Origin of the sequence: Georgenia sp. AZ-5, assembly GCF_043952095.1 — a bacterium.
Classification (GTDB): domain Bacteria; phylum Actinomycetota; class Actinomycetes; order Actinomycetales; family Actinomycetaceae; genus Georgenia.
The window spans coordinates 1210651-1230769 of record NZ_JBINOU010000001.1 but is presented as its reverse complement, the minus strand read 5'-3'; the positions used below and the strand labels follow the sequence as shown (position 1 = coordinate 1230769).

Annotated in this window: 28 protein-coding genes; 1 reads left to right on the top strand and 27 read right to left on the bottom strand. The window is 73.2% G+C overall.

What is annotated here, in order from left to right; genetic code table 11:
• Positions 1 to 24 precede the first annotated feature (24 nt).
• A complete protein-coding gene (locus ACF0H8_RS05890) occupies positions 25 to 771 on the top strand; it encodes an ROK family protein (protein WP_395290818.1) in 747 nt (248 codons plus the stop codon).
• A gap of 39 nt (positions 772 to 810) precedes the next feature.
• Here ACF0H8_RS05890 and ACF0H8_RS05885 read toward each other — a convergent pair whose 3' ends face one another.
• From ACF0H8_RS05885 to rplV, 27 genes are all read right to left on the bottom strand, one after another.
• A complete protein-coding gene (locus tag ACF0H8_RS05885) occupies positions 811 to 1587 on the bottom strand; it encodes an alpha/beta fold hydrolase (protein ID WP_395288039.1) in 777 nt (258 codons plus the stop codon).
• Positions 1588 to 1672: 85 nt separating this feature from the next.
• Complete coding sequence (gene rplQ / locus ACF0H8_RS05880) at positions 1673 to 2335, bottom strand: 50S ribosomal protein L17 (RefSeq protein WP_395288038.1); 663 nt, start codon at positions 2333 to 2335, stop codon at positions 1673 to 1675.
• 33 nt (positions 2336 to 2368) lie between these two features.
• Positions 2369 to 3388, bottom strand: a complete 1020-nt coding sequence (locus ACF0H8_RS05875) for a DNA-directed RNA polymerase subunit alpha (RefSeq protein ID WP_395288037.1) — start codon at positions 3386 to 3388, stop codon at positions 2369 to 2371.
• Between the two features lie 140 nt (positions 3389 to 3528).
• Positions 3529 to 3936 (bottom strand): 30S ribosomal protein S11, encoded by a 408-nt coding sequence (gene rpsK, locus ACF0H8_RS05870; protein WP_395288036.1) that lies wholly within the window; start codon positions 3934 to 3936, stop codon positions 3529 to 3531.
• Positions 3937 to 4001: 65 nt separating this feature from the next.
• A complete protein-coding gene (rpsM, locus tag ACF0H8_RS05865) occupies positions 4002 to 4382 on the bottom strand; it encodes a 30S ribosomal protein S13 (RefSeq protein ID WP_395288035.1) in 381 nt (126 codons plus the stop codon).
• 127 nt (positions 4383 to 4509) lie between these two features.
• Complete coding sequence (rpmJ, locus tag ACF0H8_RS05860; protein ID WP_009740505.1) at positions 4510 to 4623, bottom strand: 50S ribosomal protein L36; 114 nt, start codon at positions 4621 to 4623, stop codon at positions 4510 to 4512.
• Positions 4624 to 4687: 64 nt separating this feature from the next.
• Positions 4688 to 4909, bottom strand: a complete 222-nt coding sequence (infA, locus tag ACF0H8_RS05855; RefSeq protein ID WP_043501486.1) for a translation initiation factor IF-1 — start codon at positions 4907 to 4909, stop codon at positions 4688 to 4690.
• A 180-nt stretch (positions 4910 to 5089) separates the two neighbouring features.
• Positions 5090 to 7480, bottom strand: a complete 2391-nt coding sequence (locus tag ACF0H8_RS05850; RefSeq protein ID WP_395288034.1) for a LuxR C-terminal-related transcriptional regulator — start codon at positions 7478 to 7480, stop codon at positions 5090 to 5092.
• A gap of 1 nt (position 7481) precedes the next feature.
• Complete coding sequence (locus ACF0H8_RS05845; protein WP_395288033.1) at positions 7482 to 9947, bottom strand: LuxR C-terminal-related transcriptional regulator; 2466 nt, start codon at positions 9945 to 9947, stop codon at positions 7482 to 7484.
• A gap of 711 nt (positions 9948 to 10658) precedes the next feature.
• Positions 10659 to 11489, bottom strand: a complete 831-nt coding sequence (gene map / locus ACF0H8_RS05840) for a type I methionyl aminopeptidase (protein WP_395288032.1) — start codon at positions 11487 to 11489, stop codon at positions 10659 to 10661.
• Between the two features lie 65 nt (positions 11490 to 11554).
• Complete coding sequence (locus ACF0H8_RS05835) at positions 11555 to 12133, bottom strand: adenylate kinase (protein WP_395288031.1); 579 nt, start codon at positions 12131 to 12133, stop codon at positions 11555 to 11557.
• A complete protein-coding gene (gene secY / locus ACF0H8_RS05830) occupies positions 12130 to 13419 on the bottom strand; it encodes a preprotein translocase subunit SecY (protein WP_395288030.1) in 1290 nt (429 codons plus the stop codon). Before secY ends, ACF0H8_RS05835 begins: the two co-directional genes overlap by 4 nt.
• 198 nt (positions 13420 to 13617) lie before the next feature.
• Positions 13618 to 14082 (bottom strand): 50S ribosomal protein L15, encoded by a 465-nt coding sequence (gene rplO, locus ACF0H8_RS05825; RefSeq protein WP_395288029.1) that lies wholly within the window; start codon positions 14080 to 14082, stop codon positions 13618 to 13620.
• Positions 14082 to 14264: a 50S ribosomal protein L30 gene (gene rpmD, locus ACF0H8_RS05820; RefSeq protein ID WP_395288028.1), complete on the bottom strand. Its 183-nt coding sequence runs from the start codon at positions 14262 to 14264 to the stop codon at positions 14082 to 14084. The genes rplO and rpmD overlap by 1 nt, the downstream gene beginning before the upstream one ends.
• Positions 14264 to 14959 (bottom strand): 30S ribosomal protein S5, encoded by a 696-nt coding sequence (gene rpsE, locus ACF0H8_RS05815; protein WP_395288027.1) that lies wholly within the window; start codon positions 14957 to 14959, stop codon positions 14264 to 14266. The genes rpmD and rpsE overlap by 1 nt, the downstream gene beginning before the upstream one ends.
• A 34-nt stretch (positions 14960 to 14993) precedes the next feature.
• A complete protein-coding gene (gene rplR, locus ACF0H8_RS05810; protein ID WP_395288026.1) occupies positions 14994 to 15365 on the bottom strand; it encodes a 50S ribosomal protein L18 in 372 nt (123 codons plus the stop codon).
• 3 nt (positions 15366 to 15368) lie between these two features.
• A complete protein-coding gene (gene rplF, locus ACF0H8_RS05805; protein WP_395288025.1) occupies positions 15369 to 15908 on the bottom strand; it encodes a 50S ribosomal protein L6 in 540 nt (179 codons plus the stop codon).
• Positions 15909 to 15926: 18 nt separating this feature from the next.
• Positions 15927 to 16325 (bottom strand): 30S ribosomal protein S8, encoded by a 399-nt coding sequence (gene rpsH / locus ACF0H8_RS05800; protein ID WP_395288024.1) that lies wholly within the window; start codon positions 16323 to 16325, stop codon positions 15927 to 15929.
• Between the two features lie 54 nt (positions 16326 to 16379).
• A complete protein-coding gene (locus ACF0H8_RS05795; RefSeq protein ID WP_152203494.1) occupies positions 16380 to 16565 on the bottom strand; it encodes a type Z 30S ribosomal protein S14 in 186 nt (61 codons plus the stop codon).
• Between the two features lies 1 nt (position 16566).
• A complete protein-coding gene (rplE, locus tag ACF0H8_RS05790) occupies positions 16567 to 17127 on the bottom strand; it encodes a 50S ribosomal protein L5 (protein ID WP_395288023.1) in 561 nt (186 codons plus the stop codon).
• Positions 17128 to 17129: 2 nt separating this feature from the next.
• On the bottom strand, positions 17130 to 17471 hold the full coding sequence (rplX, locus tag ACF0H8_RS05785) for a 50S ribosomal protein L24 (protein ID WP_395288022.1): 342 nt from the start codon (positions 17469 to 17471) through the stop codon (positions 17130 to 17132).
• 1 nt (position 17472) lies between these two features.
• Entirely contained in the window at positions 17473 to 17841 is a 369-nt protein-coding gene (gene rplN / locus ACF0H8_RS05780; protein WP_395288021.1) for a 50S ribosomal protein L14, read from the bottom strand.
• 78 nt (positions 17842 to 17919) lie between these two features.
• Entirely contained in the window at positions 17920 to 18204 is a 285-nt protein-coding gene (gene rpsQ / locus ACF0H8_RS05775) for a 30S ribosomal protein S17 (protein ID WP_395288020.1), read from the bottom strand.
• Between the two features lie 11 nt (positions 18205 to 18215).
• On the bottom strand, positions 18216 to 18455 hold the full coding sequence (rpmC, locus tag ACF0H8_RS05770; RefSeq protein WP_395288019.1) for a 50S ribosomal protein L29: 240 nt from the start codon (positions 18453 to 18455) through the stop codon (positions 18216 to 18218).
• Positions 18455 to 18874: a 50S ribosomal protein L16 gene (gene rplP / locus ACF0H8_RS05765; RefSeq protein ID WP_395288018.1), complete on the bottom strand. Its 420-nt coding sequence runs from the start codon at positions 18872 to 18874 to the stop codon at positions 18455 to 18457. Before rplP ends, rpmC begins: the two co-directional genes overlap by 1 nt.
• 3 nt (positions 18875 to 18877) lie before the next feature.
• Complete coding sequence (rpsC, locus tag ACF0H8_RS05760) at positions 18878 to 19702, bottom strand: 30S ribosomal protein S3 (protein WP_395288017.1); 825 nt, start codon at positions 19700 to 19702, stop codon at positions 18878 to 18880.
• Positions 19702 to 20100 carry a 50S ribosomal protein L22 gene (gene rplV, locus ACF0H8_RS05755; RefSeq protein ID WP_395288016.1) on the bottom strand — a complete coding sequence of 133 codons (399 nt, stop codon included), beginning with the start codon at positions 20098 to 20100 and terminating at the stop codon, positions 19702 to 19704. The genes rpsC and rplV overlap by 1 nt, the downstream gene beginning before the upstream one ends.
• Between the last annotated feature and the right edge of the window lie 19 nt (positions 20101 to 20119).

Below are 20119 nucleotides of genomic sequence, written 5' to 3'. Positions count from 1 at the left end.
GTCGGCGCCGTGCAGCCGCCCGTCATGACCCTCGCTGTGGACTGCGGGGGCGGCGGCATCAAGGCCTCCGTGCTCGACGAGGCGGGCACGGTCCACGCCCCGCCCGTGCGGACCGCCACCCCCTACCCGCTGCCGCCCACCCGGCTCGTCAGCACGATCGTGTCGCTCGCCGGGCAGCTGCCGCCGGCCGCCCGGGTCACCGTGGGGATGCCGGGGATGCTCCGCCACGGCGTCGTCGTCGCCACCCCGCACTACATCACCCGCGCCGGCCCGCGCACCCGCGTGCTGCCCGAGCTGGTGCTGCACTGGTCGGGCTTCGATATGCGCCACGCCCTCGAGGAGGCGCTCGGCGTGCCGGTCCTCGTGCTCAACGACGCGGAGGTGCACGGCGCCGGCGTCGTGGCCGGGGCGGGCCTGGAGATGATCGTCACCCTGGGCACCGGCCTGGGCAACGCCGTCTTCGACGGCGGCGTCCTCGCCCCGCACGTCGAGCTCAGCCAGGGCCCGATCCGGTGGGGCCTGACCTACGACGACTTCATCGGCGAGCACGAGCGGCTGCGGCTGGGCGACGCGCACTGGTCCCGGCGGGTGCGCCGCCTCGTGGAGGTCATGCGCCCGATGTACCTGTGGGACCGGCTCTACCTCGGCGGGGGCAACTCCCGCCGGATCTCCCCGCAGGTGGTGGACAAGCTCGGCGACGACGTCGTGATCGTCCCCAACAGCGCCGGCATCATCGGCGGCGTGCGCGCCTGGGAGCTGCGGCTGCGCTAGCGGCGCGGCCGCGGCGCCCCGCCCGGCGGGTGAGGGCCCTCAGGCGGCGGCCCGCGCGTGCTCGACGACGTCGAGCAGGATCCTGTTGAAGGCGACCGGCTGGACGAGGGAGACCAGGTGCGTCGCCCGCGGGACGACGACGAGCCGGCCGTCCGCGCAGGCACGCAGGAACCGCCTCTCCTCGGCCCGGAAGTGGTCCCAGCGGCCGTTGACCAGCCAGACGGGCGCGTCGATGGCGCGCAGGTCGGCCAGGGTGTCGATGTCTGCCATGCCGGCGAGCACGTTCTCCATCACCGACACGGTCATCCCGCCGGCGATGACGTCGGTGAGGGCGTCGGGCGGCAGGAAGCGGCGGGCCAGGCGGTCGTTGAGCCCGGCGCCGGCGTCGGGCAGCCGGCCGATCAGGCCGGCGAGGCGCCGGTAGACCCACAGCGGCACGCCCCGCGGCTGGGTGCTGCACGAGGCGGCGACCACCGCGTCCACGCGGTGCGCCGTCAGCGCGGCCCAGTGCACCGCCAGGTACCCGCCCAGGGACAGCCCCGCGACGACGAGGGGCCCCTCCACCCGCGCCGCCGCCTCCTCCACCGCCGCCACCGCCCCGGCGACGGTGAACCGCTCGCCGCCGCGGGTGCCGTGGCCCGGCAGGTCCGGCGCGACGGCGGGCACGCCCGCGGCGCCGAGCGCCTCGACCTGGCGCCGCCACATCGTCGCGGACGTGCGGATGCCGTGGACCAGGAGCACCGTCGGCGGCGGGGCGGGCGTGGCGGCACAAGTGGGGCGCGCGGGCGCCGGCGCGCGCGTTCCGAACGTGGTCACGTGGGAAGCGTGCCACTGATGCGCCCGAGGCCCGGCTCGTTCCACGAGCCGGGCCTCGGGTCGCCCACTGGCGGGCGGTGTGGGATCAGGCGCGACGGTCCTGCGGGCCCCACTCCTGCTTCGCCTCGGCGTCGCGGGCCTGGGCGCTCTCGGCGGCGGCGGACTGCTCGGCGGCGGCCACCTGCTGCTCCTGCGCCGACTCGCCGTCGACCGCGTCGGTCTTCGTCTCGGCCTCGATGGCCTCGGCGACCTCGGGGGCCTGGGTCACCTCGGCGACCTCGGCCTCCTCCGCCTGCGCGGCGGGAGCCTCGGCGGCCTCGGCGGCGGGAGCCTCGGCGGCCCGCTGGGTGGCCTTCTCGGCCTCGCGGACGGTGGCCTGCTTCGGGCTCAGCGGCTCCAGCACCAGCTCAATGACGGCCATGGGGGCGTTGTCGCCCTTGCGGGGGCCGACCTTGGTGATGCGGGTGTAGCCGCCGTTGCGCTCGGCGAGCTGCGGCGCGGTCTGCTCGAAGAGCTCCGCGACGACGTCCTTGCGGCGCACGGTGGTGAGGATCTTGCGGCGCGAGGCCAGGTCACCGCGCTTGGCGAGCGTGATCAGCTTCTCCGCCACCGGGCGCAGGCGCTTGGCGCGGGTCTCCGTGGTGGTGATCTTCTTGTGCTCGAACAGCGCCGTGGCCAGGTTGGCCAGCATGAGCCGCTCGTGCGCGGGGCTGCCACCCAGACGGGGACCCTTGGGAGGGGTAGGCATGGTTACTCCTAGTAGATGTGTCGGGTGAGCAGGTCAGCTGGGCTGCTCGTCGCTGAACTGGATGTCGCCGTAGGCGTCGTCCTCAGCCGCGGCGTGGGCGGAGAGGTCGAAGTCGGCCGGGCTGTCCTTCAGGCTCAGGCCCAGGCCGGCCAGCTTCTCCTTGATCTCACCGATCGACTTCGCACCGAAGTTGCGGATGTCGAGCAGGTCGGCCTCGCTGCGGGCGACGAGCTCGCCCACGGTGTGGATGCCCTCGCGCTTGAGGCAGTTGTACGAGCGGGACAGCAGCCCGAGGTCCTCGATGGGCAGCGCCAGGTCCTGGGCGAGCGCGGCGTCCGTCGGGGACGGGCCGATCTCGATGCCCTCGGCCTCGACGTTGAGCTCACGGGCCAGCCCGAAGAGCTCGACCAGCGTCTTGCCGGCGGAGGCGAGCGCGTCGCGCGGGCTGATCGCGTTCTTCGTCTCGACGTCCACGATGAGCTTGTCGAAGTCGGTGCGCTGCTCCACACGGGTGGCCTCGACCTTGTAGGTCACCTTCAGCACCGGGGAGTAGATCGAGTCCACCGGGATGCGCCCGATCTCGGCGTCCGCGCTCTTGTTCTGCACGGCGGAGACGTAGCCGCGGCCACGCTCGACGGTCAGCTCGATCTCGAGCTTGCCCTTGGCGTTGATCGTGGCGATGTGCAGGTCGGGGTTGTGGACCTCCACGCCCGCGGGCGGGGTGATGTCACCGGCGGTGACGACGCCCGGGCCCTGCTTGCGCAGGTACATCACGACGGGCTCGTCGTTCTCCGAGGAGACGACGACGTTCTTGATGTTGAGGATGATCTCGGTGACGTCCTCCTTGACCCCGGGGACGGTCGAGAACTCGTGGAGGACGCCGTCGATGCGGATCGACGTGACGGCGGCACCCGGGATCGAGGACAGCAGGGTGCGGCGCAGGGAGTTGCCGAGGGTGTAGCCGAAGCCCGGTTCCAGGGGCTCGACGACGAACCGCGAGCGGTAGTCGGTGACGACCTCTTCGGTCAGCGTGGGGCGCTGTGCAATGAGCACTTGAGTGTTCCTTTCAGCCGGCGTCCGCTATATGACGCCACGGCGAGGACCTGCCGGTCATCGGTCCGTCCGGCAGGGTGAGGCTGTGGGGCGCGGGAGCGGGGTGTGCGCCTTGCGCACACCCCGCTGCCCGGTACCGCTCAGACGCGGCGGCGCTTGGGCGGGCGGCAGCCGTTGTGCGCCTGCGGCGTCACGTCCTGGATCGAGCCGACCTCGAGGCCGGCGGCCGTCAGGGAGCGGATCGCGGTCTCACGGCCGGAGCCGGGCCCCTTGACGAAGACGTCGACCTTCTTCATGCCGTGCTCCTGCGCGCGGCGCGCCGCGGCCTCGGCGGCCAGCTGCGCGGCGAACGGCGTGGACTTGCGGGAGCCCTTGAAGCCGACCTGGCCCGAGGACGCCCAGGCGATGACGGCGCCGGTCGGGTCGGTGATGGAGACGATGGTGTTGTTGAAGGTGCTCTTGATGTAGGCGTGGCCGTGGGAGACGTTCTTACGCTCCTTGCGGCGCGGCTTGCGGGCCGCGGTCGCCGTACGGGTCTTGGGAGGCATGTGGGGCTTTCTTCTCCTGGAGAGGTCGTCGGACCGGTCCTGCGCCGGGGCGCCGGATCGGACTACTACTTCTTGCCGGCCTTCTTCTTGCCGGCGACGGTGCGCTTCGGGCCCTTGCGGGTACGCGCGTTGGTCTTGGTGCGCTGGCCGTGCACCGGCAGGCCGCGGCGGTGCCGCAGGCCCTGGTAGGAGCCGATCTCCACCTTGCGGCGGATGTCCGCGGCGACCTCGCGGCGGAGGTCACCCTCGACCTTGAAGTTGCCCTCGATGTAGTCACGCAGCGCGACGAGGTCCGCGTCGGTCATGTCCTTGACGCGCAGGTCCGGGCTGATGCCGGTGGCCTGGAGAGTCTCCTTGGCGCGCGTGCGCCCGACTCCGTAGATGTAGGTGAGCGCAACCTCGAGCCGCTTCTCGCGGGGGAGGTCGACGCCAGAGAGACGTGCCAACTTTCACTCCTGTTGTGGGTCGGAGGTCTGTGCACCACCCTCCCGCTGCTGCGGGCCCCGGCCTCCGAACCGAGGGTTGCCTTGCGGCAGTGGTGCGTGGTGCCGGGAGACCCGGCGGTTCAGGGCCTCAGCCCTGGCGCTGCTTGTGGCGCAGGTTCTCGCAGATCACCATCACGCGGCCGTGACGGCGGATGACCTTGCACTTGTCGCAGATCTTCTTGACGCTGGGCTTGACCTTCATGTTTCCTCCGCCGCCGCGCATGGACGAGCCAGGGCTCGTCACGACGGCGTTGCGATCGTGGTGGTTACTTGTAGCGGTAGACGATGCGACCCCGGGTGAGGTCGTACGGGCTGAGCTCGACGACCACCCGGTCCTCGGGGAGGATCCGGATGTAGTGCTGGCGCATCTTGCCCGAGATGTGGGCGAGGACCTTGTGCCCGTTGCTCAGCTCAACGCGGAACATCGCGTTGGGGAGCGCCTCGACGACACTGCCCTCGATCTCGATGACGCCGTCCTTCTTCGCCATGACCCCCGCTAACGTAGTTGATCTCGTCGTGGTGCCGGCCCACGCCGCCTGACGGAGGAGTGAAGCCATGCCCAGCGGATCATCCTACGGCATCGCCCAGGCCGGTGGAACCGGGACGCCGGTGACCGCCCTCACGCGCCCGCACCCCTGGGCGGCGCCCGCCGTGCGCACCGGGCGGGGTCACTGCGGCGGCAGGATGCCGAGGACGCGGGCCCGCGCGATGGCGTCGGCGCGGGTGTGCACGTCGAGCTTGCGGTAGATGCTGCGCACCTGGGTCTTGACGGTGCTCTCGGAGACGAACAGGCGGCGCGCCACGTGCGTCACCGGCCGGCCGGTGGCCAGCTCCCCCAGCACGCGCAGCTCGCTGCGCGAGAGCCGCACCGACGCCGGCGGCGGCAGCGGCTCGGCGGACACGGCCAGCTCGGGCCGGTCGAGCACCGCTCGGGCGGCCGGGGCCACCGCGGCCACCTGCTCGAGGTCGCCGCGGGGCACCATCGCGAACGGGCGGACGATGCCGGTCCCGCCCGCCAGGGACGAGGCGAGCTCCAGCGCCTCGGTGGCCACGTGCCGCCGGCCCGTCCGGTGCGCGGCGACGGCGCGGGCCAGGCTGAGCTTCAGCGCCGTCCGGGGGCGCAGCGCGGCCAGCTCCACGGCGCCGGCGGTGACCTGGAGGGCGAGGTCGTGCTCGCCGGCGTAGACGGCGCCGCGCGCCCGCGCCGTCCGGGTCCAGCCGTCCCGGCGCCCGGCGGGGAGCCCGGCGAGCAGGTGGCGCACGCGGTCGCCGCGTCCCGCGGCGAGGTAGAGGTCGACCAGGGCGGCGACGAGCAGGCCCTCCGCCAGCGGGACGTCGCCCGCGGGCCCGTGCCGGAACCGCTCGAGCTCGCCGGTCATCTCGTTGCCCGCCCCCCGCAGGAGCGCGGCCCCGGCCCGGACGTACAGGCCGACGGCGCCCAGGCCGGCCAGCTCGGCCGGCACGTCGAGGTCGGCGGCGAGGTCCACGGGCGCGAGCCGGTCCAGCTCCAGCAGCGCCGGCACCAGCGCCCCCGCGACACGTGCGAGCGGGCCCCCGTCCGTGCCGCCGGGCGCACCCGGTCCGTCGGGTCCGCCGGTCGCCTCGAGGTACCGCCGGGCGGCCCCCGTGTGCCCGAGCAGCGCGAGGCTCAGGGCGGCGCCGGCGCGCCCCTCCCCCGCCTCCCCGCCCTCCGCCTGCACGACGGCGTCGGCGAACGCGTGCGCCGCCCGCAGCAGCTCCCCGTCGAGCAGGGCACGGGTGCCCACCTCCACCAGCAGCGGGGCCATCTGCCCGTCGAAGTGGCTGGCGGGCGCGCCCTCCCAGCCGACGCCCGGGCGCAGCCCGCTCACCAGCGCCAGCTGGAAGGAGTCGGCGACCGTCGCCGGGCGGACGTGCTCGCGCGCGACGACGCCCTTCGCGCTCGCCCCCAGGGCGTCCGCGGGGACCCGGGACAGGGCGTCCCGGAAGGCCCCCGGGGCGCGCAGCAGGCGGTCCCAGGCCTCCTCCACGACGTCGAGGACCACCGAGGGGTTCTCGGCGCGCACCGCGTGACGCAGTGCGCCGACGGCGTCGCCCTCGCGCCGGTGGTGCTCCACCATCGCCTCGTTGAGGGCCCGGTACCTGTCCGGGGCGTCCTCGCGCAGCACGCGGCGGAGCAGCTGGCGCACGATGGCCGGGTAGACCAGGGCGCCGCCGTGCTGGTTGACGAGGCCGGCCGCGCGCGCCCGCTGCAGCACCGCGGCCCGGCCGTCGCGGCCCAGCAGGGCGGCGGCGACGTCGTCCGTGACCCGGTCCGGCACGGCGAGCGCCGCCAGGTGCGGGGCGATCTCGGCCAGCTCGGCGTCCTGCAGGACCAGGCGGAGGTAGTCGGCGAGGCTGGCGGCGTCGAGCACGAGCTCGCCCCCGTCCCCCCGGCCCGCCGTCAGCAGGGCCGCCCGCACGAGCCCGGGCCAGCCGCCCAGCTCCTCGCTCAGCCGCCGCGCCTCGGCCGGTGAGACCGGCCGGCCCGCGGCCCGGGCGAGCTCGGTCACGTGCGCGGCGTCGAGCGCGAGGTCCTCGCGCTGGAGCACGACGGTGTCGAGCGCCACGCGTGCGAGCGCCTCCACCGGCCGCTGGGTGCGCATGAGCAGGACGAGGTGCAGCTCCTCGTGCTCCTGGACGAGGCCCACCAGCTCCTCGTCCACGTCCTCGTCGCGGACCCGGTCCAGCCCGTCCACGACCAGCACGACGCGGCGGCGCCGGCGCCGCGCCGCCCGGGCGACGTCGTCCCAGCCCCGCCCGTCCTCCCCGGGGGTCAGGCCGGCCCGGCGCGCGGCCGCCCCCAGCGCGCGCCACAGCTCGTCGCGGCCGGCGGTCCGCGGCAGCGTCAGCCAGGCGACGTCGTGGTCGGGCAGGTCGGTCCGGCGCAGCCAGTGCGCCACCGTGCTCGACTTGCCGTGCCCGCGCGGCGCCCGGAGCACCACGACCGAGGGGAGCCCGCCCAGCGCGGCGCGGGCGCGCTCCGTCGGCGAGAAGGTGCTCGAGACCCGGGGCAGTCCGGCCCCCAGCTGCGCACGCACGTCAGCCCTCGGCCCACACCGCACCGGGCCCGGAGGAGCTCCGGCCGGCGGCCGCGACGAGCGCCTCCTCGCGGCTGCCCACGCCCAGCTTGCGGTAGACGGCCCGCAGGTGAGTCTTGACGGTGTTGACCGACAGGCCCAGCTCGTGCGCGACGCCCACGGCGCCGGCGTGCCGTGCGAGCGCCTCGAGCACCTGCCGCTCCCGCCGGCTCAGCGGCTCGGCCGGGCGCGCCGGCACCAGGGTGGGCGTCTCGGCGAGGGCCGGGCGCAGCCGGGCCGGCCACAGGGCGAGCGTCTCGGCGTCGTCGCCGGCGAGGTGGGTGAAGGTCGGGTAGGGCATGGTCAGCAGCGGACGGCGCAGCCCGGAGCCGAGGGCGACCTCCACCGCCCGGCCGAACGCGCGCCGCGCCGCGAGGCGCTCGCCCAGGGCGTGGTGGGCGCCTGCCAGGACGAGGTGGCACTCGAGCGCGGAGCGCTGGCTCAGCCGCGGGTGGGCCAGCCCGGTGCGCGCGTGCGCCAGGGCCCGGGAGTAGTCGCCGTCGGCCAGGCTGAGCCGGGCGAGCACCGACAGGCTCACGGCGGAGACCGGCAGGTCCTCGGCGGCCTGGCGCGCCGCCGCGGTCATGCCGCCGGCCAGCAGGGTCTCGACCAGCCCGGTCCGCAGCAGGCTCTCCGCAAGCCCGGCGCGTGGCAGGTAGTGGCGGGCGGCCCGCAGGTTCGCCGCCCACCGGGCGACCTCGCCGGCGCCGCCGCCCAGCGCGGCGTGCGCGGCGCGCACGTAGACCATCAGCGCCCACACCTCGTCGCGCCGGTGCCGCTCGCCCAGGGCGTCGACGAGCTCGGGCAGGTCCTCGTGCAGGCCGTCCATGGCCACGAGCACCCGGGCGATACGGACGGCGGTCGCGGCCAGGGGCTCCGTGCCGGCCCCGCGCAGCGGCACCTCGGCCAGCACCGGGTCGGCGAGCCACTCCGCGGCGATGTCGACGTCGCCCAGCAGCGCGTGGGCGGCGGCCAGTCCGGCCGTCGCGGCCTGGACCGTGGCTTCCGCGCCGGGCAGCTGGTGCGCCCGCTCGCGGCACCGGCCGAAGGCGTACAGGGCGGTGCCGAGGTCCCCGGCCATCACCGCGGCGACGCCCCACTGCAGCAGCGCGAGCGAGGCCTCGTCGTGCTGGACGGCGCTGTCCTGGCCGACCAGCTCGGCGGTGATGCCCCGCAGGTCCCCCGTGGGCCAGCCCTGCACCGCGAGCGCGTCCTCCTGCGCCAGCGAGGGCCCGACCTCTTCGCGCGCGACCCGCAGCAGCGGCCGGGCGGCGGCGACCTCCGGCGGCACCAGCTGGGCCGCGGCCACCAGGGACCACGGCTCCTGGGTGATCAGCCGCGGCCAGTGCTCCTGCAGCAGCCGCTCGGCCTCGGCCCACTGCTCGGCGTGCACGGCGTGCAGGATCGCGCGCACCGGGTCGCCCGCCGCCAGGTGGCGGTCCATGAGGGTGGTGTGGACCTCGCGGAGCTGCTCGGGGCGGCTCTCGGCGAGCACCCGCACCAGCGCCTGGCGCACCAGCGGGGCGTAGGAGTACACCCGGCGCTCGTCCCGGATCTCCTCGCGCAGCAGACCGGCCGCGCGCACGTTGCGCAGGATGGTCAGGACGTTCTCGTCCGGAGCCACGAGCCGCGCCAGCTCGGCGTCGAACTCCTCGGGCACGGCGGTGCGGAGCATGAAGCTGCGCACCGCCTCGTGGCGCAGGTCCCGGACCATGGTGGCGATGTACTGGTCCGCGAGCGCGAGGTTGACCCGCCCGCCGTCCCCGCGGGAGCGCACCAGCACGTCCCGGATGGCGGCCGGCCACCCGCCGAAGCCGTCCGCGAGCAGGGCCGCGGCGGGCTCGGCGATCGCCACGCCGGTCCGGGCGGCCAGCGCGGCGACGGCCGGCGCGGACAGCCGCAGCTCGCGGGGGGAGATGACGGTGACGTCGATCGACAGCGACCCCGTGGTCTCGAGCACCCGGCTGGTGCGCGTCGCGACGACGACGTAGAGCTGGTCGTTCTGGCGGACGAGCTCGACGATCTCGTCGTCGATGTCGGCCGCGGCGTCGCGGCGCCCGGCGTGGTGGTAGTCGTCGATGACGATGGTCAGCGGCTCGGGCCGGGCGGACAGCGCGGCGACCACGCCGGCCCGCGTGCCGCCGTCGTCCACCTCCACGCCCGCCGCCCGCACGGCGTGCGCCAGCCACCGCCAGAACGTCTCGGCGTCGTTGCACTCGGCCGTCAGCCGCAGGTAGACGACCGGCTCGCCGGGCTCCAGACCGTCCAGCCACGTGCCGAGGAGGGTGGTCTTGCCGAAGCCGCGCGGCCCGCGCACCACCGTCAGCGGGGCCCGCGCCGCGAGCAGCTCCAGGAGCCCGGGCTCGACCACGACATTCCGGGGCGTGCGGGGGCGCCGGGTCACCACTTCCGGTGCAACGTCGACCATGTCACCCCCACCCGAGCACCGAGCGCCGCACGAGCGCCGCGCCGGCCGCGGCGGTCGGGAGACCGCCCCGGCGCGCCCCACAGTAGGCGATCGTCCACATCTGTCGTTGCGGAACGATCACCCCATGTTTAGGGGGCATGCGGGGGTGCCCGTCCGCCCGTGAGTGGCGAGGCGGGGGTGAGGTCGTCGTGCGGCCCGGGGGCCTCCTTCCCGGGCCGCCGGCCCGTCGTCGCCGCGGCCCACGGCCACGGTCTGCTCGGTGTTCGTCAGTAGGCGCCCTTCCCGCCGAGCACCGGCCCGGCGGGGGCGCTGCCGGCCGCGGTGCCCCTCACCCGCGGCGCGCGGACGGCGGGCTGGAGGCGCGCTACCGCGACGGCCATGCCACCGCTCCCGCCGCACCGACGGCCCTCGCCGTCCCGTCTCGCCTGACCACCGCACGCCTCCGTCTCCGTGGCGCCCGTCGACCACCCGGGCGGCCTGCCGCTGTGGGACGAGGCAACCAGCCGGGCCCGGGACGGCGGCGCGGGGCCGGAGGTGAGGCGTGCCCGAAAGTCCGGGGATGAGGCGGGTGACCGGCCGGAGCGGGAGACGGCGGCCGGCGGGTGAGCCGGGCCCGGCCCGGGTGAGCCGGGCCCGGCCCGGGTGAGCCTGCGGCTCACCCGGACCAGCCGGGCGGTGCCGCGGCGCGGGGCGCGCAGCGCCCCCTCCGCGCTAGAGCGGCGCGACCTCGACGCCGAACGCGGCGAGCCGCTCCGCCCCGCCGTCGGGCGCGGTGAGCACCCAGATGCCCCGCTCCCCCAGCGCCACGGTGTGCTCGAAGTGCGCGGCGCGCGAGCCGTCGAGGGTGACGACGGTCCAGTCGTCCTCGAGCACCGTGTTGTCGGGGCTGCCGGCGGTGAGCATGGGCTCGACGCACAGCACCATGCCGGGGCGCAGGCGCGGGCCCTTGTCGCGGGTGCGGTAGTTCAGGACCTCGGGCGGCTGGTGCATCGCGGTCCCGATGCCGTGCCCGACGTACTCCTGGACGATCCCGAGCGGGACGCCGCGGGTCGCCGCTGCCTCCTCGACGACGTCCTCCACGGCGTCGCCCACCGCCCCCAGCCGGGAGCCGGTGGCCAGCGCGGCGATCCCCGCCCACATCGCGTCCTCGGTGACGTCGACGAGGGCCTGGTCCTGCGGGTCCGCCCCGCCGACGACCATGGAGAAGGCCGCGTCGCCGTGCCAGCCGTCCACGACGGCGCCGCAGTCGAACGAGATCACGTCCCCGGCCTGGACGACCCGGTCGCCCGGGATGCCGTGCACGATGACCTCGTTGACGGAGATGCACGCCGTGGCGGGAAAGCCGTGGTAGCCCAGGAAGTTCGGCCTCGCGCCGGCCCGGGCGATGACCTCGGCGGAGACCGCGTCGAGGTCGGCGGTGGTCATGCCGGGGGCGACGGCCTCGCGCAGCGCGGCGTGGATGTCGGCCACGACCAGCCCGGCCCGGCGCATGGCCCTGACCTGGTCCGGGGTCTTGTACTCGATCTTCTCGCGGCCGAACATGCTCGCTCCTAGATGGCGCAGCGGCGCGGTCCGTGCCGGACCGCGCCGCGTGGTCGGTGGTGCCGTCAGCCGAGGCGGGACGCCAGCGCGCCCATGATGCGCTCGGTGACCTCGTCGATGCCGCCCAGGCCGTCCACCCGAAGCAGCAGCCCGCGCCCGGCGTAGCGGTCCGCCAGCGGGGCGGTCTGCTCGGCGTAGACCTCCAGGCGCCGGCGGATGACCACCTCCGTGTCGTCCGGGCGTCCCTGCTCCGCCGCGCGCCTGAGCATGCGGGCCACCACCTCGTCGGTGTCGGCGGTGAGCTCCACGACGGCGGTCAGCTCCGTGCCGGCGTCGGCGAGCATGCCGTCGAGCTCGGCGACCTGGTCCGCGGTGCGCGGGTAGCCGTCGAGGAGGAAGCCGTCCGCCGCGTCGCGCTGGGCCAGGCGGTCACGGACCATCGCGTTGGTGACCTCGTCGGGCACGTACTCGCCCGCGTCCATGTACCGCTGGGCGCGCCTGCCCAGCTCGGTCTGCTCCGCCACGTTGGCGCGGAAGATGTCGCCGGTGGAGATGGCCGGGACGCCCAGGCGCTCGGAGATCCGGGCGGCCTGGGTGCCCTTGCCGGCCCCGGGCGGGCCGAGGAGGACGAGGCGTGCGCTCATCTGAGGAACCCTTCGTAGTGACGCTGCTGGAGCTGGGAGTCGATCTCCCGCACGGTCTGGAGGCCGACGCCGGCGACGATGAGGATCGAGGTGCCGCCCAGGACGAGCTGGGTGATGTTCATCTGCGCCATGACGATGGTGGGCAGCAGCGCCACCAGGGTCAGGTACAGCGCGCCGGCGGTGGTGATGCGGGAGAGGACGTACTGCAGGTACTCGGCGGTGGGCCGCCCGGCGCGGATGCCGGGGATGAACCCGCCGTACCGCTTCATGTTGTCGGCCACCTCGTCGGGGTTGAAGGTGATCGACGTGTAGAAGTAGGTGAAGAACAAAATCAGGACGGCGTAGATCGCGATGTACAGCGGCGCCTGCGGGTCGGCGACGTTGACGATCACCCACTGCACCCACCGCGCGGACTGGTCCCCGAACTGGGCGACCAGGGTGGGCAGCGCGAGCAGGGACGACGCGAAGATCACCGGGATGACGCCGGCCATGTTGATCTTGATCGGGATGTAGGTGGACGAGCCGCCGTACAGGCGGCGGCCCACCATGCGCTTGGCGTACTGCACCGGGATGCGGCGCGTGGACTGCTCGACGAACACGACCAGCAGGGTCACGACGAGCAGCAGGCCCACGATGACCAGGGCGTTGACGACGCCGTTGGTGCCGCCCGCGATGGAGACCACCGCGGAGGGGAAGCTCGCCACGATCGAGGTGAAGATCAGCAGCGACATGCCGTTGCCGACGCCGCGCTCGGTGATGAGCTCGCCGAGCCACATCACCAGGCCGGTGCCGGCGGTCATCGCCGTGATGGTCAGCAGCAGGGCCAGCGGCGAGTCGTCCGGGATCGGCGGGACCGTGCACCCGGGGAAGAGGCCGTTGTTCGCCACCGTCACGATGACGGCGGACTGCAGGATCGCCAGGAAGATGGTGAGGTACCGGGTGTACTGGGTCAGCTTGGACTGCCCGGACTGGCCCTCCTTGTGCAGCTCCTCGAAGCGCGGGATCACCACGCGCATCAGCTGGACGATGATGCTCGCGGTGATGTACGGCATGATGCCGAGCGCGAAGATCGACAGCTGCAGGAGCGCACCGCCGCTGAAGAGGTTGACGATCCCCATCAGGTCGCCGGTGCCGGCGAGGGCGAGGCACTGCTGGACGTTGGCGTAGGACACCCCCGGGGCGGGGATGAAGGTCCCCAGCCGGAACAGCGCCATGATCCCGAGGGTGAACAGCAGCTTGCGCCGCAGGTCAGGCGTGCGGAACGCCTGGGCGAATGCGCCGAGCAATCTATCCTCCTGCTGATTGGGCCCGTGGGCCTGCTGGCCGCTCGTGCGGCACGGGCCGCCGGTCAGACTATCGCGGATGCGGCCCTGGCCGGGAACGGCCGGGCCACTGCTCCGCGGGGCCTGCGTCGGCGCCGCGCCCGCCCGCCGGGTACGACGAAGCGGGCGGCCCGGCTGGTGCCGGACCGCCCGCTCGCTGGCTCACTTGGCGGAGATGGTCCCGCCGGCGGCCTCGATCTTGTCCTTCGCCGACGCGGACCACGCGTCCACGGCGACCTCGAGCTTGACGCCGAGCTCACCGGTGCCGAGGACCTTCACCGGCCGGCCGGCGCGCACGGCGCCCTTGGCGACCAGGTCCTCGACGGTGACGGAGCCACCCTCGGGGTACAGCGCGCCGAGCTTGTCCAGGTTGACCACCTGGTACTCGGTGCGGAACGGGTTCTTGAAGCCCCGGAGCTTGGGCAGCCGCATGTGCAGCGGCATCTGCCCGCCCTCGAAGGCCTCCGGCACCTGGTACCGGGCCTTGGTGCCCTTGGTACCGCGGCCGGCGGTCTTGCCCTTCGAGCCCTCACCGCGACCCACACGGGTCTTCGCGGTCTTGGCGCCGGGGGCCGGACGAAGGTGGTGCACCCGCAGGGGCGCGCCGTTGTTCGTGGTGTCGGACATCAGTCGACCTCCTCGACGGTGACGAGGTGCGCCACCGTGGTGATCATGCCGCGGACCTCGGGGCGGTCCTCGCGCACGGCGGTGTCGCCGATGCGCTTGAGGCCCAGGGTGCGCAGGGTGTCACGCTGGTTCTGCTTGCCGCCGATGACGGACTTGGTCTGGGTCACCTTGAGCTGGGCCATCACGCACCCACCCCGACCTGCTCGCCCGCGGCGGCCTTGGCCTCGCGGTCCTTGGCCTCGCCCTCGGCGCGCTCGCGCAGCAGCGCGGCCGGGGCCACGTGCTCCAGCGGCAGGCCGCGGCGGGCCGCGACGGCCTCCGGCTGTTCGAGCATCTTCAGCGCCGCCACGGTGGCGTGGACGATGTTGATCGCGTTGGAGGAGCCGAGCGACTTGCTGAGGATGTCGTGGACACCCGCGCAGTCGAGGACGGCGCGCACCGGGCCGCCGGCGATGACCCCGGTACCCGGGGAGGCCGGGCGCAGGAAGACGACGCCGGCGGCGGCCTCGCCCTGCACCGCGTGCGGGATGGTCCGCTTGACGCGGGGGACGCGGAAGAAGTTCTTCTTCGCCTCCTCCACGCCCTTGGCGATCGCCGCGGGCACCTCCTTGGCCTTGCCGTAGCCGACGCCGACGGTGCCGTCGCCGTCGCCCACCACGACCAGGGCGGTGAAGCTGAAGCGCCGACCACCCTTGACCACCTTCGCGACGCGGTTGATCGTGACCACGCGCTCGATGTAGTTGCTCTTCTCCTCGGCGCCGCGGCGGTTGTCGCGACGGTCGCCGCGACGGCCCTCGCGACGGTTGCCGCCGTCGCGGCCCTCGCCCGAGCCGGTGGCGGGACCGGAGCCGGTCCTGCTTCGCTGCGGTGCAGCCATCAGATGTTCCTCTGCTCTCGTACGGTCAGCGTGGTCACAGGGTCAGGCCACCCTCGCGGGCGCCGTCGGCCACCGCCGCGACCCGTCCGTGGTACTTGTTGCCGCCCCGGTCGAAGACCGCTGCCTCGACGCCGGCGGCCTTCGCACGCTCGGCGACGAGCTCGCCCACGCGGCGGGCCTTGGCGGTCTTGTCGCCCTCGGCGCCGCGCAGGTCGGCCTCGAGCGTGGACGCCGAGGCCACCGTGCGGCCGGTGGTGTCGTCCACCAGCTGGGCGACCATGTGACGCGCGGAGCGGGTGACCACGAGGCGGGGACGCTCGGAGGTGCCGGAGATCCGCTTGCGCAGGCGCTGGTGGCGCCGCACGCGGGCGACGGCCTTGCCCTTGCCCTTGACGGTGATAGCCATCGCTTACTTACCAGCCTTTCCGACCTTGCGGCGGACCTGCTCGCCGGCGTAGCGAACGCCCTTGCCCTTGTAGGGCTCCGGCTTGCGGATCTTGCGGATGTTGGCCGCGACTTCGCCGACCTGCTGCTTGTCGATGCCGTTGACCGAGAACTTCGTCGGGCCCTGCACCTCGAAGGTGATGCCCTCCGGCGCCTCGACCGTCACGGGGTGCGAGAAGCCGAGGGCGAACTCCAGGTTCGAGCCCTTGGCCTGCACGCGGTAACCGGTGCCGACGATCTCCAGGGCCTTGGTGTAGCCCTGGGTGACGCCGGTGATCATGTTGGCGAGCAGCGTGCGCGTGAGGCCGTGCAGCGAGCGCGAGCCGCGCTCGTCGTCCGGACGGGTCACCACGAGGGCGCCGTCCTCGCCGCGAGCGACGGTGATGGGGGCGGCCACGGTGTGCGTCAGGGTGCCCTTGGGCCCCTTGACCGTCACGTCGGCACCCTCGAGGGTGACGTCGACGCCAGCGGGGACCGGGACGGGGACCTTACCGATTCGGGACATGGTTGATCTCCTTCCTGGTCACCAGACGTAGGCGAGGACTTCCCCGCCCACGCCCTTGTTCTGCGCCTCACGGTCGGTCAGCAGGCCGGAGGAGGTGGACAGGATCGCCACCCCCAGGCCGCCGAGGACCTTGGGCAGGTTCGTCGACTTCGCGTACACGCGCAGACCGGGCTTGGACACCCGGCGCACACCCGCGAGCGAGCGCTCACGGTTGGGGCCGAACTTGAGGTCCAGGGTCAGCTTCTTGCCGACCTCGGCGTCCTCGACCTTCCAGCCGGCGATGTAGCCCTCGGACTTGAGGATCTCCGCGATGTTCGCCTTGAGCTTCGAGTACGGCATGGTCACCGACTCGTGGTACGCCGAGTTGGCGTTACGCAGACGCGTGAGCATGTCTGCGATGGGGTCTGTCATAGTCATCGGGCCTCGGCCCTTCCTCGTCGCGGTTTCCTCGCGGGACCTGCGACGTCAGTGTTACCAGCTGGACTTGGTGATGCCCGGGAGCTGCCCGGCGAGGGCCATCTCGCGCAGGCAGATGCGGCACAGCCCGAACTTGCGGTACACCGAGTGCGGGCGCCCGCAGCGCTGGCACCGGGTGTAGGCGCGCACGCCGAACTTCGGCTTGCGGTTCGCCTTCTGGATCAGGGCGGTCTTCGCCATCTCAGTCCTCCTTGAAAGGGAAGCCCAGGCGGCGCAGCAGCGACCGCCCCTCTTCGTCGGTTGTGGCCGAGGTGACGACCGTGATGTCCATGCCGCGCACGCGGTCGATCTTGTCCTGGTCGATCTCGTGGAACATCGACTGCTCGTTCAGGCCGAACGTGTAGTTGCCGTGGCCGTCGAACTGCTTGGCGCTCAGGCCGCGGAAGTCGCGGATGCGGGGCAGCGCGAGCGAGAGCAGGCGGTCGAGGAACTCCCACATGCGGTCGCCGCGCAGCGTCACGTGGGCGCCGATCGGCTGGCCCTCGCGCAGCTTGAACTGCGCGATGGACTTGCGGGCCTTGGTCACCTGCGGCTTCTGGCCGGTGATGAGGCTCAGGTCGCGGATCGCGCCCTCGATGAGCTTGGAGTCGCGTGCCGCGTCCCCGACGCCCATGTTGACCACGATCTTGGTCAGCCCGGCGACCTGGTTGACGTTGGCGTGCTGGAACTCCTCGCGGAGCGCGCCGACGATCTCGTCGCGGTAGCGCTGCTTCAGGCGCGGGAGGGTGGTGGTCTCGCTCATGCTCAGATGTCCTTACCGGAGCGCTTGGCCACCCGGACCCGCACGGTGCGGGTCCGGCCGTCGCGCTCGACCTGCTCGGTGCGGTAGCCCACCCGGGTGCCCTTCTTGGTCTCCGGGTCGACCAGCATCACGTTGCTGACGTGGATGGGGGCCTCGACGGTCTCGATGCCACCCGTGCGCGCGCCGCGGCTGGACTGGCCAACCTTGGTGTGCTTCTTCACGCGCTGCACGCCCTCGACGACGATGCGGTCGTCGTCCTTGCGGACCTCGAGCACCCGGCCCTGCTTGCCCTTGTCCCGGCCGGCGATGACGACCACCAGGTCGCCCTTCTTGATCTTCGCCATGTCAGAGCACCTCCGGCGCGAGAGAGACGATGCGCATGAACTTCTTGTCACGCAGCTCCCGGCCCACGGGGCCGAAGATGCGCGTGCCGCGAGGCTCGCCGTCGCCCTTGAGGATGACGGCCGCGTTCTCGTCGAACTTGATGTACGAGCCGTCCGGGCGACGCCGCTCCTTGGCGGTGCGGACGACGACCGCCTTGACGACGTCACCCTTCTTGACGTTGCCGCCCGGGATGGCGTCCTTGACGGTGGCGACGATGGTGTCGCCGATGCCGGCATAGCGCCGGCCCGAGCCGCCGAGCACACGGATGCAAAGGATCTCCTTGGCACCGGTGTTGTCGGCGACCTTCAGCCGCGACTCCTGCTGGATCATTACGTGTACTCCTGTCGTCGTGCCGGTTCTCGCCGTTCGCGAGCCTGGCCGAACGGATGGTGGGCTGGGAGGCCGGGCTTACTTGGCCTTCTCGAGGATCTCGACCACGCGGTGGCGCTTGGTCGCGGAGAGCGGGCGGGTCTCCATGATGAGGACCAGGTCGCCGATGCCGACCTGGTTGGTCTCGTCGTGCGCCTTGACCCGCTTGGTGCGGCGGATGACCTTGCCGTAGAGCGCGTGCTTGACGCGGTCCTCGACCTCCACCACCACGGTCTTGTCCATCTTGTCGCTGACGACGTAGCCGCGCTGCGTCTTGCGGAAGTTGCGCTGCTCCGCCGGCTCGACGGTCTGGTTCTCGCTCACTGGGACCTCGTTCACTTCTCGCTGCTGGGCGCGGTTCGGATGCCGAGCTCGCGCTCGCGCACGATCGTGTAGATGCGGGCGATGTCCCGGCGCACGGCCTTGAGCCGGCCGTGGTCCTCGAGCTGCCCGGTCGCCGCGGAGAACCGCAGGTTGAACAGCTCGGCCTTGGCCTTGTCCAGCTCCTCGGCCAGACGGTCGTTGTCCATGCCGTCCAGGTCAGCGGGGCTGAGCCCCTTGGTGCCGATGGCCATCAGCTTTCACCACCCTCACGACGCACGAAACGCGTCTTCATCGGGAGCTTGTGCTGCGCGCGGCTCATGGCCTCGCGTGCCAGCCCCTCATCGACGCCGGCGAGCTCGAACATGATGCGGCCGGGCTTGACGTTGGCGATCCACCACTCCGGCGAGCCCTTGCCGGAACCCATGCGGGTCTCGGCCGGCTTCTTCGTCAGAGGACGGTCGGGGAAGATGTTGATCCACACCTTGCCGCCACGCTTGATGTGACGGGTCATGGCGATACGAGCGGCCTCGATCTGCCGGTTCGTGACGTACGCGCCCTCCAGGGCCTGGATGCCGTACTCGCCGAACGCGATCGTGGTGCCACCCTTCGCCACGCCGCGGCGCGTGGGGTGGTGCTGCTTGCGGTGCTTGGTCCGCCGGGGGATGAGCACGGCTCAGGCCTCCGTTCCGGTGTTGGCCGAGGTGTCGGTGGCCGCCGGAGCGGCCTGCTCCGCCGGAGCCTCCTGCGCGCGGGACTCGCCGCCGCGGCCCTCGGCGCCGCGACGGGCGCCGCCACGGCGCTCGCCACGACCACGCGGGGCGCGGGAGGCGGAGTCGGCCTGCTCGCGGGCGTACTCCTTCTCGGTCTGGTCACCCTTGTAGATCCACACCTTCACGCCGATGCGGCCGAAGGTGGTGCGGGCCTCGAAGAACCCGTAGTCGATGTTCGCGCGGAGCGTGTGCAGCGGCACGCGCCCCTCGCGGTAGAACTCCGAGCGGGACATCTCCGCGCCGCCGAGACGGCCGGAGCACTGCACCCGGATGCCCTTGGCGCCGGCGCGCTGGGCGGACTGCATGCCCTTGCGCATGGCGCGGCGGAACGAGACGCGGCTCGCGAGCTGCTCGGCGATGCCCTGGGCGACCAGCTGGGCGTCCACCTCGGGGTTCTTGACCTCGAGGATGTTCAGCTGGACCTGCTTGCCCGTGAGCTTCTCCAGCTCCCCGCGCAGGCGGTCGGCCTCCGCGCCGCGGCGCCCGATGACGATGCCCGGGCGGGCGGTGTGCAGGTCGACGCGCACGCGGTCGCGGGTGCGCTCGATGTCGACCTTGGAGATACCCGCGCGCTCGAGCCCGGCGGACATGAGGCGACGGATCGCCACGTCCTCGCGCACGTAGTCGCGGTACCGCTGGCCGGCCTTGGTGCTGTCGGCGAACCAGCGCGAACGGTGATCGGTGGTGATGCCGAGCCGGAACCCGGTCGGGTTGACCTTCTGACCCACTAGCGGGTCCTCCCCTTCGTGCCGGCGGCCTTCTTGGCCGCGCCGTTGCTCTGAGCCTCGCCCACGACGACGGTGATGTGGCTGGTGCGCTTGAGGATGCGGGCCGCACGGCCCTGGGCGCGCGGCCGGAACCGCTTCAGGGTCGGGCCCTCGTCCACGTAGGCCTCCAGCACGACGAGCTTGCTCTCGTCGAACGCCTCGCTGGCCTCGTCGGCCTTCACGCGAGCGTTCGCGATCGCGCTCTCGACGACCTTGCGCACGGTCTCGGCCGCCGCCTGCGGGGCGAACCGCAGAACCGCCACAGCCTCATCGGCGCCCTTGCCGCGGACGACGTCCACGACGCGGCGCGCCTTCTGGGGCGTGACGCGGACGAATCGCGCCTGCGCCTTGGCTTCCATGTTCCTGCCTTACTTGTCG